Raw genomic sequence first — 12,351 nt, 5'->3', positions numbered from 1 at the left:
TAGTCAAAAACAGCAAGACCTGATTCCAACCGGAGATCCCTCATGAAGACCCTCGTATCCGCCCTGATCCTGTCCGCTTCCTTCATCGGCGCCGCCCAGGCTGGCGAACTGGACTACCCGCCCGCGCTGGACACGCACAGCAGCGTGACGCGCGCCCAGGTCCAGCAAGAACTGGCCGCGGCCCGCGCCAACGGCGAGCTGGTGTCGGGAGAAGAAGGCTACGCCGTCGCCACGTTCGTCCAGACCGGCGACAAGACCCGCGCCCAGGTACAGCAAGAGCTGGCTGCCGCCCGTGCGCAAGGCCTGACCGAAAGCGGCGAGCTGGACTACCCGCCCGTCCGCGGCTGATCATTTCTCTTGACACCTATCTATAAATAGATAGTTTCATGCGCCCAATCATGCGCAACCCGTTTACTGGAGATCCCTCATGAAGACCCTTGTTTCCGCCCTGATTCTTTCCGCCACGTTCATGGGTTCGGCCTACGCCGGCGAGCTGGACTATCCGCCCGCCCCGGATACGCAGAGCAGCCTGACCCGTGTCCAGGTCCAGCAGGAGCTGGCCGCGGCCCGCGCCAACGGCGAGCTGGTGTCCGGTGAAGAAGGTTATCCCGCCACCGCCTACGCCCAAGCCGGCAACAAGACCCGCGCCCAGGTGCAGCAAGAGCTGGCTGCCGCCCGCGCGCAAGGCCTGACCGAAAGCGGTGAACTGGATTACCCGCCCGTGCAAGGCTGAGCACCATGCAAGCAAGCGCGAGCCTCGGGGGGCGGGATGGCTATCCCGGCCGGGGCTCGCGGGCGCGCAGTTTTGCAGATCGAACGCGTAGCGTTTACGACGATGACGAACCGATCTATTAGTAGGTAATATTCAGCCATGGATACCCCGACCTCCGCCAAGTCTCCGGCCGCTTCCTCGGCCAATACCCGCGACCAATTGCTGGCCCACGCCGAAAAGCTGATCCGCACGCGCGGCTGCAACGGTTTCAGCTATCGCGACCTGGCCGAGCATGTGGGCGTGAAGACGTCCAGCATCCATTACTACTTTCCTGGCAAGGACGACCTGCTGTACGAAGCGGTCGAGGCATACAGCGCCCGCGCGCTGGCGGCCGTGCGCGCCATCGAACAGTCCCTGCCCGCGCGCGCGCAGCTCGAGGCCTACCTGTCGCTGATGGAGTCGCGTGCCTGTGATTCCGGCGAGTTGTGCCTGGGCGGCATGCTGGCCGCCGAAGTCATGACGCTGCCGGAGCGGGTGCGCGGCGCGCTGCAAGGATTTTTCCGCGCGCATGAGGCCTGGCTGGCGCGCGTGCTGGCCGAGGGCAAGGCACAGGGCACCCTGAAATTCAACGGCACCGCCGAGTCGGCGGGCCGCGCGGTGTTCGCCACCGTGCAGGGCTGCATGCTGGTGTCGCGCCTGTTCCAGCAGCCGCCCGCGTTCTGCGAGGCCATCGGCGCGCTCTACGTGCCGTGCAAGGACTGAGGCGCGGCGCCGCTACCGTTCCGTTCTTCCCTGATCCCGGCCGCGACGCGCATGCTCGCGGCCGTGTTCATTGGCGTCGCCAATCCGGGCGATGGGTGGCCTAGCGCAGGGACTGCAGCACGTCCGTGCTGCCGCGGGTCTGCATGCCCAGTTCGCGCATGCGCTGCAGGAAGGCGGTCTGCCCCGCGTTGAAACCCGGCACCGGGCTCATGCAATCCGTCAGCAGCACGATGCGCGACAGCTTGCCGCCCGGCAGGTGCTGGGCCAGGTCTTCGACCGTGGCCTTGACGCAATGGCTGCCCGCCTCGCCCGCGATCAGCAGCAGTTCGGCGCGGTCCAGCGCATCGAGCAGGCCGCGATTGAGCTGGGTGCGGGGATCGTCCGGGTCCGGCACCTCGGCCATCAGCGCGCTGTAGTGCTCGGTCCAGGGATTGGTGCCCTTGGGCACCTTGCGCACGATGTGCTGGCCCGCGTCTTCCCAGCGGCTGTAGGCCGCGCGCACGTCGGCATGGACGTTGTGGCCCCAGCTGCCGATCTCGCAGTGGATCGGCCACACCATCAGCGTGTAGCGGTTGCGCGCTTCCAGCTCCTGCAGATAGGCCAGCGTGCGTGGCAGGTCGTCGTCGTGGCGGGGCAGGAAATTACCCGCGCGGACCTGGGCGGCGGTGATGGACGTGAAGGGCGCCACCGGCCGGCCGTCGCCGGTGCGCCAGAAGGTCGGGTGCGCGATGTCCAGGCGATGATGCGAATCCAGCGTCACCGTGATGGCCGTGAGCGCGGGCGCGGCGGCATCGATGAAGCGGGCCAGCCGCTGCATGTCGGCGTGCGCGCCGGCCACGGGCAGCGCCGGTTTCACGGGCTGCCCGCTGAGCGGATCGACGGGCAGGTAGGCATCGGGAAGGTCGCAAAAATCATTTTGCGGATCGACGATCAGCAGCTGTACGGAACGGGACATGACGCGGTTCGGAGGGGAAGTTCCTGCAATATAGAACGGGATGCGCGCCATGCGTTAGAACAGCACCAGGTGTTCCGACCGGTCCGGCAACTGGCGCGAGAGCGCGCGCAGCGCACACCAGGCCTGCGCCAGCACCGCGAGGACGACGATGACGACAAGAATCCACATGGCTCTATCCTTCTTAAATTCGCACGATCGTGCGAAATTGATTGCAAGAAACGCCGGCACGGGCCGGCGCGGGTTGGGTCTTACTCGATGTAGCTGAAGCTGCGGTAGGTGGAGATCAATCGTTCATACGCCCTGCGCACCCGCTCGTGGGCCTGCGGATCGCGCAGGAAGCGCGCGTCGTGCATCAGGCCCACCATCAGGCTGTAGATCTCGAACACCAGTTGCTCCGGATCGGTGTCGGGGCGCAGATGGCCGGCTTCCAGCGCCTGGCCGGCGGTACGCACCAGCGCCGAGCGCCACCGTCGGACATTGTTTTCCAGCAGCGGCCGCAACGGCGATTCGCGGTCGTCGTATTCGAAGGCGCCGGCCACGTAGATGCAGCCGGTCAGCGTCTCCACATTGCAGGCGCGGTCTATCCAGTGCCTCACCATCGCGTTCATGCGCGGCAGGCCGCGAGGCTGTTCCAGCGCCGGGGTGAACACGGCGGCGACGAAGCGGCGGTCGTACTCGTCCAGCACGGCTTGCAGCAGCGCTTCGCGCGAACCCACGCGCGAGAACACGCCGCTCTTGCTGATGCCCAGGTGCTTGGCGACTTGTCCCAGCGACAGGCTCTCCAGCCCCTGGGCGGCGGCCAGGTCCAGCGCGGCGTCCACGATGGCCGCGTAGGTGAGTTCGCTTTTTTCCGTTTTGGCAGACATGAGCAGAATTTAGCACGACCGTGCTAAAAGAACATGACTTTAAACGGGGGCGGTTGAAAATCGGCGGCAGGCGCGACGCACCGCGTCGGCAATGCGAAGCGCCCGGCGGGCAGGCAGGACATTGGAGAGGCGTCGGCGATCGGCGCCGGGACTGGTGGCCGAAAAAAAACCGGACAGCTTGCGCCGTCCGGCTTTCTGGCGATACCGCGTCGCTCAGGCCCGCGCGGCCTTGAACTCCTGGCGGTACTTGTGCAGCAGCGGCTCGGTGTAGCCGTTGGGCTGGGTCAGCCCCTCGAAGACCAGCGCGCAGGCCGCCTTGAAGGCCAGCGAGGTATCGAAATGGCCGGCCATCGGACGATACAGCGGATCGCCGGCGTTCTGGCCGTCCACCACCTTGGCCATGCGCTGGAAGGTCTCCATGACCTGCTCGCGCTGCGTCACGCCATGGCGCAGCCAGTTGGCGATGTGCTGGCTGGAGATGCGCAGCGTGGCGCGGTCTTCCATCAGGCCGACGTTGTGGATGTCGGGCACCTTGGAGCAGCCCACGCCCTGGTCGATCCAGCGCACCACATAGCCCAGGATGCCTTGCACGTTGTTGTCCAGTTCCTGCTGGATGTCGGCGGCCGACCACTTGCCGCGGTCGCCGACCGGCACGGTCAGCAGCCCGCCGAGCAGTTCGTCGCGCACGTCGGTCAGGCGGATGCGCTCGAGTTCCTGCTGGACGGCTTGCACGTCGACCTGGTGGTAGTGCAGCGCATGCAGCGTGGCGGCCGTGGGCGAGGGCACCCAGGCGGTATTGGCGCCGGCCTTCGGGTGCGCGATCTTCTGCTCCAGCATGGCGGCCATCAGGTCGGGCATGGCCCACATGCCCTTGCCGATCTGGGCGCGGCCGCGCAGGCCCGTGTCCAGGCCCACCAGCACGTTGTTGCGTTCATAGGCCGCGATCCAGGCGGTGGACTTCATGTCGCCCTTGCGCAGCATCGGGCCGGCTTCCATGCTGGAGTGCATCTCGTCGCCGGTGCGGTCCAGGAAGCCGGTGTTGATGAAGGCCACGCGTGGCGCGGCGGCCGCGATGCAGGCCTTGAGGTTGATGCTGGTGCGGCGTTCCTCGTCCATGATGCCCATCTTGAGCGTGTGGCGCGGCAGGCCCAGCAGGTCTTCGACGCGGTCGAAGATCTCGCTGGCGAAGGCGGCTTCGACGGGGCCGTGCATCTTGGGCTTGACGATGTAGACCGAGCCCGTGCGGGAGTTGAGCTTGTTCTTGCGATCCTGCAGCGCGGTCAGGCTGGTGACCACGGCGTCCAGGATGCCTTCGGGAATCTCGCGGCCTTCGCGGTCCAGCACGGCGGGGTTGGTCATCAGGTGGCCGACGTTGCGCACGAACATCAGCGAGCGGCCGTGCAGCGTCAGCGCCGAGCCGTCCGGCCGCGTGTACTGGCGGTCGGCGTTGAGCTTGCGGGTGAAGGTCTTGCCGCCCTTGCTGACCTGCTCGGTCAGGTCGCCCTTCATCAGGCCGAGCCAGTTGCGGTAGATGTGGACCTTGTCCTCGGCGTCCACCGCCGCGACCGAATCCTCGCAGTCCATGATGGTGGTGAGCGCGGCCTCGAGCAGCACATCCTTGACGCCGGCGGCATCGGTGGCGCCGATGGCGTGGCCGCGGTCGACCTGGATCTCGAAATGCAGGCCGTTGTTCTTGAGCAGGATGGCCGACGGCGCGTCGGCCTGGCCCTGGTAGCCGATGAGCTGCGACGGCGACTTCAGCGTCGTGGCGCCGCCGGCCAGCGTCACGCGCAGCTGGCCCTTGTCGATGGCGTAGCCGGTGGCGTCGGCGTGCGAGCCCTGCGCCAGCGGCGCGGCCGAATCGAGGAAGGCGCGGGCGCGCGCGATCACGGCGCGGCCGCGCTCGGGGTTGTAGCCCTTGCCGTCATCGCCGGGCGTGGCCGGAATGGCGTCGGTGCCGTACAGCGCGTCGTACAGGCTGCCCCAGCGGGCGTTGGCGGCATTGAGCGCGTAGCGCGGATTGGAGACCGGCACCACCAGCTGCGGACCGGCCTGTTGCGAGATCTCGGTATCGACGTTTTCGGTGGTGGCGCGCACCTGGGCGGGTTGCGGCAGCAGGTAGCCGATGCCTTCCAGGAATTTCCGGTAGGCGGCCGGGTCGGCGATGGGGCCGGGGTGCGCGCGGTGCCAGGCGTCCAGCTCGGCCTGCAGGCGGTCGCGTTCGGCCAGCAGGGCGCGGTTCTTCGGCGCCAGGTCATGCACCAGCGCCGAGAAGCCTTGCCAGAAGCTGGCGGCGTCCAGGCCGGTGCCGGGCAGGGCTTCCTGTTCGATGAACTGGTTGAGATTGGCCGCCACTTGCAGGCCGTGATGCTCGATGCGTTGCGTCATGCTGATCTCTGACTGAGGGGTATGGCTGGACGGCGCCGCGAGGGGCGCCGGACGGATCGGTCATCGCACATGATCGTCCGCGCGCGTGCCGATGTCCATACGAAAACCCGCTGGTCATACCAGTTTGTTTACGCCAGCTTGGGCAAAAATCAATTTTTTATGGTTTCATATCAGCGACTTACAGATGGATGATGCAAGGCGATCGTGCCGGACGGCCGCTTGGTCATACCACTGGTCCGGAGTGGGCATGTACGCGGAAACCGAAGAAAAACCCCGCCAGGTGGCGGACGAAGTGGCCGAGCGCATCGAGCGCCTGATCCTGGACGGCGTGCTCAAGGCCGGCCAGGCCCTGCCGTCGGAACGGCGTCTGACCGAAAAGCTGGGCGTGTCGCGCACGGCGCTACGCGAAGGCCTGAAGCTGCTGCGCGCGCGCGAGATCATCCATACCTCGCAGGGCAAGGGCTCGTTCGTGGCCCAGATCTCCAAGGTGGACGCCGGGCCGCTGATGCACCTGTTCAACTCGCAGCCGCGCACGCTGTACGACCTGCTCGAGGTGCGCTCGCTGCTGGAAGCCGAGTCCGCCCGGCTGGCCGCGCTGCGCGGCACCGAGGCGGATTTCATCATGATCCGCCGTCGCTATGACGAGATGATGGCCGCCCAGGGCAGCGAGACCGACGCCGCCACGCATGCACACCTGGATCACGCCTTTCACCGCGCGATCTGCGAGGCCTCGCACAATCCGGTGCTGGTGCATACGCTGCAATCGCTGACCGACCTGCTGCTGGGCTCGGTCTTCGCTTGCGTCAACAATCTTTATCACCGCGAGCCGGAAAAGAAACTCATCGACCGTCAGCACGCGCGCCTGTACAACGCCGTGATCGCGCGCCAGCCCGAGCAGGCACGCCGCGCTGCCGCCGAGCACGTGGACAGCGTGCGCCAGAGCCTGGCGGACATCGAGCAGGAAGAGCAGCGCCTGGTGCGCGCGACGCGGCGGCTGGAGGGCTGGGCATAGCCAGGCCGCCGCACGGGATTCGATACAGGTCTTGGGGTCCTGCGCCTGGTGTGCTGCCGCGCAGATACGCCCGCACGAAATCCACCCCTGAGTCTCCTTGACGTTGTTGCGAGCCCTCGCGATGCCTGTGAGTATCGCGCGGTGCGCGCCTGGCCCGCGTTCATGGATGCATTTCGTTGGGCACATGCATCTGTGGGGCTGTGATTTGGGAAAAATCCCAGTCATCACTAGGAATGGTTAGAAAACTGGAAACCGTTTCTATGTAATCGTCGTTTGCACGCATGGCCGATGCTAGGGTTCCCGTTCACCTTTGATAATCATTCTCAATTGAGAGAACGACAGGGAGAGCGGAATTATGAGTGTGTACAACCAATCGCGCCGGCGCACGGCGGCGAAACCACGCCGCATCGGCAAGGCGCTGCGCGCGACCTCCTTCGCGATAGCAGGAGGCTTGTCGTCGGTCATCGCGCTGTCCCTCGGGACCGCGCAGGCGCAGGGCTTGCCCCAGCAGGGCAATATCGTCGCGGGTTCGGGCGCGATCTCGTCCCCTGACTCACTGGCCAGCCATATTTCCCAGATCAGCGACAGGCTGGTGATCGATTGGGACAGTTTCAATATCGGCAAGGACAAGCAGGTCGTCTTCAGTCAACCCGGCGCGCAGTCGATCGCGCTAAACCGGGTGATCGGCTCGCAGGGTAGCCAGATCCTGGGACAGTTGACCGCTAATGGCCAGGTGTTCCTGGTGAACCCGAATGGCGTGTTGTTCGGGCCGAGCGCGCGCGTCGATGTGGGCGGGTTGGTGGCGTCGACCTTGTCCTTGGGTACGGAACGGTTCATGCAGTCATGGCTTTCCAATGAATTCTCTGGCGGAAGTGCGCCCGGTTCCGTCCTGAACCAAGGTGTCTTGAACGCGGCGGATGGGGGCTATATCGCGTTGTTTGGTGGGCAGGTGTTGAACCAGGGCGTCATCAAGGCGGATCTGGGCACCGTCGCGTTGATGGCGAACCGTAAAGTCTGGATGATCCTCGATCAACCTGGCTCGCCGGGGAACTCCAAGGGGCCGCGTTTCGTTGGTGAAGTTAAAAGCACGCCGAATGTGCAGGCCAGCAACAGCGGCTATCTGCGGGCGCAAGGCGGCTTGGTGCAGATGGAGGCGCGCGCCAGTCTGAATCCTCTGCAGGCGGTCGTGAACAACCAGGGTTTGATCGAGGCGCAGACACTTGATGGGCGCTCGGGCAAGATCATATTGAACGGTGGCCGAGCGGGGACGATGATCGTCGCGGGTACGCTGGACGTTAGTTCGGCGTCTGGCGATGCGGGCGTTGTCAGGATGGATGGGCATACGATTCAGCTTGGTGCTTCGATGTTGGGGCGTGCGACTGGCGCGGTTGGCGGCGGAGGAAGTATTGAGGTCCAAGGCAGGCAGATCCAGATGACCGCCACCAGCTCGGCGGATATGGAATCAGTCAGCATGGGCGCGGGCCTGGTGGCTTTGAGGGCGGATGAAATTGCGATCGGCCGCGATGTCCAGGCCACAGGCAGCGAGATCGACGCCAACCGTATCAATCATCTGCTACGCAAGAGCAACGTATTTCTGATGTCTGAGCGGGGTGATATTCGCGTTGCGGATGCGATAGATTGGAATTCGGACCGTGTACTGGTGCTGACAGCGCTTGGGGATGTCAAGCTCGACGCCTATGTCAAGGTGGCGGGTCGGTATGCAGGTCTGGTGCTTCAGCCGGGCAGCGGGAGAGATTACGTCCTGGCGCCTGGCGCGAGGGTGACGCTGTCTGGCGAACACGCCGGCTTCATGACCGGCAGCATGAGCTACACGGTGATCCGGAACGCCAAAGAGTTGCAAGCCATTGATCAGAATCGAGGGGGGCTCTATGTATTGGGCAACGACATTGACGCTAGCGAAACGCGGAATTGGAACCTAGGAGACGGGTTTCGACCGCTGGCGCAGAACGGCGCATTTAGCGGCGTATTGAATGGCCTGGGCAATGAAGTGAAGGGCCTGTACATCGCGGCTGCGTCCGATTCCACACCAACTGCGTTCATCGGCATGTCCAGCGGAACCATCCGAAATCTGGCGCTGAAGGATTTGTCGGTGTTGGGGGCAGGTCAGTACATAGGTGGTCTGGTGGGCCAGAATTTCGGTCGAATTGATCGTGTTTCCGTGACGGGACACGTGCTTGGCAATCCCAAGCGAGCCGTCGTCAATGAATACATTGGCGGTCTGGCTGGCTTCAATCAGGGGAGCATCAAGAATGCTTCCTTCAGTGGCAAGGTATCGATACCAGACAGTCAGGGCATAAACCGGTTAGTCCTTCTTGGCGGTTTGGTCGGGTCGAACAATGGTGAGATCCAGCATTCCTTTACCGACGCGTCCATCAGCGTGGGCGGGCAGGCTCGCGTCCGAGCCGGCGGATTGGTGGGCGACAATGAGCGCCAGGGCCGTATCGTGAGTTCCCGCGCATTTGGGGAGGTGGTATCCCCCGGCGATATTGGCGGCTTGGTGGGCTTAAATAGAGGCAGCATTCAGGATGCCCACGCTTGGGGTAATGTCAGCGACGGCGCGACGCTTGGCGGGCTTGTGGGCACGAATGTCGGCTCCATAGAAGATTCTTCCGCCGTTGGAATGGTCAGCTCGAATCGTGAGTACGCCTTTGCCGGCGGGCTGGTTGGTGAAAATAGCGGGCGAATCACGCGTAGTCACGCTGTGGGAGCCGTGCAAGCCGGGTACTTTGCCAGCCACATGGGCGGCCTGGTTGGTCGCAATCTGGGAGGCTCCATTTCACAGGCATCAGCCAGCGGCGATGTCGGCAGGGGTTCGTCAGGCCAGGAGGCCCGCTATGTCCAGGCAGGGGGGCTGGTGGGAAGCAATGAGAGTATCTACTCCTATGACCGTCTCCTGGGGCGTTATGTGATGAAGGTGGCTGTGATCGCCGATTCGCAGGCGACCGGCAACGTCGAGGCACGAGGCGACGATGCCGTTCGGGTAGGCGGGTTGGCCGGCTACAACACGGGTTTGATCACCAACTCGTATGCCAAAGGCAAGGTGAGTGGTCAGGGAACGCTAGGCAGCCTGGTTGGCCTGAACGCCTTCGTGGATCGTCAGGCATTGGCCGACATGCTCGGGCAGGATCTCGAGGAATGGTCGTTCGGCCCCTTGAGCACGATCCGTCAATCCATGGGCAGTGGATGGGTCAATGGGATTGCCGGACCGCAGGTCGGTATCAACGACGGCGTCGTGGAGTAAGCCACCCTCGCGGCCAGGATTCCCGAAAGACATCCTGGCGCGATTGAACCGCGGGACGGGATCCCTCCAGGATCTCATCCCGCGGTTTTTCATTTCGAAGTGCAAGCGGATCGGGCGCGGCCACGCGCAGTGGCCGCAATCAGGCGTCCCTCACCGCCCCGCCACCGCCGCGCCTTCCAGCGCCAGCGGCTGGCCCGCATAGATCCGGCCAAAGCGATTCTCAAGCAGCGTTTCCAGCCTGATCATCTCCTGGCCGACAAAACCGCGTTGCGGCAGCGCGCCCTGCGTCACCAGGTCCAGCGCCGCGCAGATGCCGGCGGCGGTCGACAGCTGGATGGCGCTGAGCCGGTGGCCGTCCACGTCGGCGCCGAACACGCGGATCGGATACGACTCTTCTTCCAGCCGGCCGTGGCGGTGGCCGGAGGCCGAGGCCAGGATCACGATCACGTCCTGCTCGGTGGTGGGGATGGCGGTCTCGAAGATGTCCTTGAGCAGGTCGCGCCGGTCGCGCAGCCGCAGGTCGTTGAGCAGCAGCTTCATCAGGTTGCAGTGGCCCGGGTAGCGCACCGACTTGTAGTCCACGTTGCGCGCGCGGCCCAGCAGGGTGGCGGGCAGGGTGCCCAGTCCGCCGGAGGTGTTGAAGGCTTCGTATTCGACGCCGTCCAGCGCGAAGGTCTCATAGCCTTCCAGCGCGGGCACGCTGCTGAGCTGGCCGTCGACGATGGCTTCGCAGGGGTTGCAGTATTCGTTGATCAGCCCTTCCGTGCTCCACGTCAGGTTGTAGCGCAGGCTGTTGGACGGATAGCGCGGCAGCGCGCCCACGCGCATGCGCAGGTCCAGCAGCGTGTCGAAGCGGCGCGCCAGCGCGTTGCCGACGATGCCGATGAAGCCGGGCGCCAGGCCGCATTGCGGCATGAGCACGCTGCGCGCGTCGGCCGCCAGCGCCTGGATGGCGTGGGTGCTGGCCACGTCCTCGGTCAGGTCGAAATAGTGCACGCCGGCCTTGGCGCACAGGCCCGCGACCGCGATCGCACGGTGAAAGGGCAAGGCGTTGAGCACCGCGTGGCGGCCTTCGATGGCGCGCGCCAGCGCTTCGTCATCCGGGATCAGCCGGGTTTCGCAGCCCAGTTCGGCCACGGCGGCGAGCCGGGCCGGATCCTGGTCGGCCACCAGGACCGAATAGTCGCCGCTGCGTTCCAGCATCAGGGCGATGGCGAAACCGATTTTTCCGGCGCCCAGCAACAGGACGGGTTTGGTGGCGGTGGACATGAGGCGTCTCCTGCGGATAGGGAGCGGGTTGGGATGGCCTCATGCTATGCCTGGGTACTGTCGATTTGTAGAGCACAAAACGCCGTAACGGCCATATGTAATGTTGTTTCGACGAAATCAGACATCAAATCGACAAAAACAAAGCCCTTCCGCCTTGCGGCGGAAGGGCTTTGCTGCGCCTGGGCCGGACCCGTGAGGGTAGGTCCGGCGCGCGGCGGCTGGATCAGCTGCCCAGGGGCGGGTAGTCCAGGTTGCCGTAGGTCACCAGGCCGGCCGTCTTGGCTTGGGCCAGTTCGTTCTGGACTTCGGCGCGGCTCAGCGTGCTGGCTTGCGACTGGGCGACGGGCGGGTAGTCCAGGTTGCCGAAGGTGACGACGCCGGCGGTCTTGGCTTCAGCCAGCTGGGCTTGCACTTGCTGCGAGCTCAGGCTCGACGTCTGGGCGATGGGGGCGGGGTAGCCTTCTTCGCCGAAGGTGTATTGGCCCGACACCTTGGCCTGTTGCAGCTCGGCCTGGACCTGGGCGCGCGACGGGCCGGTTTCAGCGGCTTGGGCGCCGGCGGCGATGACGGACATGGACAGCATCAAAGCGGTAGCAAGGGTTTTCATAGCAGACCTCCATTTGTCTTGAGCTTGGGATCCGAACCTCGGGCCTGATTGCGGGGGGTTCGCTTGCTGTGTCCCGATGAGATGCATTCTGTGCTCAATGTCTCCCCGGATAAACCCTGATTCCCTGAAAACATCTTTCCAAAATCAGTACTAATAGAGATAGATTCCACCAAATGGATCCATAGGTGGCGATATTTCCAATGAATGACATGTAGCGAATGGGCGACACCGGGAGGGCCGCGGTCGCGTTGGAGCAGCGGGATGGGTGGGGTCAGGCTGCTGGATGGCCGGCGGCGGACTCCAGCCGGCGCGACGGCTGGCGCGTTCAGCGCCGCCTTGCCTCTTGTCGTCGATGCCGGCGTGGGCGCCGCGGCAGCCATGCGGCGCCGACCGGCAATACCTTTCTCCTATACACATCTCCGAGCCCACGAGACGCAACACGGAAAATCGGAAGCCGCCTTCTTCTTGAAAAAAAAAAAACAAAATTCCATGGCCGGCTTCTGTTTGCGTGTCCGCTA

11 protein-coding genes are annotated in these 12,351 nt (G+C 64.6%); 6 read left to right on the top strand and 5 right to left on the bottom strand.

Going from position 1 to position 12,351, the window contains the following annotated elements; all coding sequences use genetic code 11:
- Positions 1–42: 42 nt before the first annotated feature.
- From AC6LJ9_RS18590 to AC6LJ9_RS18580, 3 genes are all read left to right on the top strand, one after another.
- Positions 43–348: a DUF4148 domain-containing protein gene (locus AC6LJ9_RS18590; RefSeq protein WP_212312737.1), complete on the top strand. Its 306-nt coding sequence runs from the start codon at positions 43–45 to the stop codon at positions 346–348.
- A gap of 79 nt (positions 349–427) precedes the next feature.
- A complete protein-coding gene (locus tag AC6LJ9_RS18585) occupies positions 428–733 on the top strand; it encodes a DUF4148 domain-containing protein (RefSeq protein ID WP_498148717.1) in 306 nt (101 codons plus the stop codon).
- A gap of 138 nt (positions 734–871) precedes the next feature.
- The gene (locus AC6LJ9_RS18580) at positions 872–1,474 is read left to right on the top strand and encodes a TetR/AcrR family transcriptional regulator (RefSeq protein ID WP_498148716.1); all 603 of its coding nucleotides are present in this window, start codon (positions 872–874) and stop codon (positions 1,472–1,474) included.
- Between the two features lie 100 nt (positions 1,475–1,574).
- On the opposite strand, the gene AC6LJ9_RS18575 is transcribed toward AC6LJ9_RS18580, so the two are convergent.
- The 3 genes from AC6LJ9_RS18575 to AC6LJ9_RS18565 form a co-directional block, all read right to left on the bottom strand.
- A complete protein-coding gene (locus AC6LJ9_RS18575; protein ID WP_498148715.1) occupies positions 1,575–2,429 on the bottom strand; it encodes a cysteine hydrolase family protein in 855 nt (284 codons plus the stop codon).
- A 248-nt stretch (positions 2,430–2,677) separates the two neighbouring features.
- Positions 2,678–3,295, bottom strand: coding sequence for a TetR/AcrR family transcriptional regulator (locus tag AC6LJ9_RS18570; RefSeq protein ID WP_498148714.1), 618 nt, complete (start codon positions 3,293–3,295; stop codon positions 2,678–2,680).
- Positions 3,296–3,508: 213 nt separating this feature from the next.
- Positions 3,509–5,683 carry a malate synthase G gene (locus AC6LJ9_RS18565; protein ID WP_498148713.1) on the bottom strand — a complete coding sequence of 725 codons (2,175 nt, stop codon included), beginning with the start codon at positions 5,681–5,683 and terminating at the stop codon, positions 3,509–3,511.
- Positions 5,684–5,930: 247 nt separating this feature from the next.
- On the opposite strand from AC6LJ9_RS18565, the gene glcC reads away from it, so the two are divergent.
- Both glcC and AC6LJ9_RS18555 read left to right on the top strand, forming a co-directional pair.
- Positions 5,931–6,695 (top strand): transcriptional regulator GlcC, encoded by a 765-nt coding sequence (glcC, locus tag AC6LJ9_RS18560; protein ID WP_498148712.1) that lies wholly within the window; start codon positions 5,931–5,933, stop codon positions 6,693–6,695.
- Positions 6,696–7,050: 355 nt separating this feature from the next.
- Positions 7,051–9,957 carry a two-partner secretion domain-containing protein gene (locus AC6LJ9_RS18555; RefSeq protein WP_498148711.1) on the top strand — a complete coding sequence of 969 codons (2,907 nt, stop codon included), beginning with the start codon at positions 7,051–7,053 and terminating at the stop codon, positions 9,955–9,957.
- A 150-nt stretch (positions 9,958–10,107) separates the two neighbouring features.
- Here AC6LJ9_RS18555 and AC6LJ9_RS18550 read toward each other — a convergent pair whose 3' ends face one another.
- Both AC6LJ9_RS18550 and AC6LJ9_RS18545 read right to left on the bottom strand, forming a co-directional pair.
- On the bottom strand, positions 10,108–11,226 hold the full coding sequence (locus tag AC6LJ9_RS18550; RefSeq protein WP_498148710.1) for a saccharopine dehydrogenase family protein: 1,119 nt from the start codon (positions 11,224–11,226) through the stop codon (positions 10,108–10,110).
- Between the two features lie 223 nt (positions 11,227–11,449).
- A complete protein-coding gene (locus AC6LJ9_RS18545) occupies positions 11,450–11,833 on the bottom strand; it encodes a DUF4148 domain-containing protein (protein WP_212312720.1) in 384 nt (127 codons plus the stop codon).
- Between the two features lie 261 nt (positions 11,834–12,094).
- Between AC6LJ9_RS18545 and AC6LJ9_RS18540 the strand changes: the two genes are divergently transcribed.
- On the top strand, positions 12,095–12,351 hold a 257-nt coding region (locus AC6LJ9_RS18540), incomplete at its 3' end, for a hypothetical protein (RefSeq protein WP_498148709.1).

This window comes from Achromobacter sp. 1011811831, from assembly GCF_059760905.1.
This window is presented reverse-complemented; position numbering and strand designations above follow the sequence as displayed.

Coding starts and splice junctions, on each gene's coding strand:
- AC6LJ9_RS18545 (WP_212312720.1), bottom strand. CDS start 11,833: ATGAAAACCCTTGCTACCGCTTTGATGCTGTCCATGTCCGTCATCGCC.
- AC6LJ9_RS18590 (WP_212312737.1), top strand. CDS start 43: ATGAAGACCCTCGTATCCGCCCTGATCCTGTCCGCTTCCTTCATCGGC.
- AC6LJ9_RS18570 (WP_498148714.1), bottom strand. CDS start 3,295: ATGTCTGCCAAAACGGAAAAAAGCGAACTCACCTACGCGGCCATCGTG.
- AC6LJ9_RS18585 (WP_498148717.1), top strand. CDS start 428: ATGAAGACCCTTGTTTCCGCCCTGATTCTTTCCGCCACGTTCATGGGT.
- AC6LJ9_RS18565 (WP_498148713.1), bottom strand. CDS start 5,683: ATGACGCAACGCATCGAGCATCACGGCCTGCAAGTGGCGGCCAATCTC.
- AC6LJ9_RS18580 (WP_498148716.1), top strand. CDS start 872: ATGGATACCCCGACCTCCGCCAAGTCTCCGGCCGCTTCCTCGGCCAAT.
- AC6LJ9_RS18575 (WP_498148715.1), bottom strand. CDS start 2,429: ATGTCCCGTTCCGTACAGCTGCTGATCGTCGATCCGCAAAATGATTTT.
- glcC (WP_498148712.1), top strand. CDS start 5,931: ATGTACGCGGAAACCGAAGAAAAACCCCGCCAGGTGGCGGACGAAGTG.
- AC6LJ9_RS18550 (WP_498148710.1), bottom strand. CDS start 11,226: ATGTCCACCGCCACCAAACCCGTCCTGTTGCTGGGCGCCGGAAAAATC.
- AC6LJ9_RS18555 (WP_498148711.1), top strand. CDS start 7,051: ATGAGTGTGTACAACCAATCGCGCCGGCGCACGGCGGCGAAACCACGC.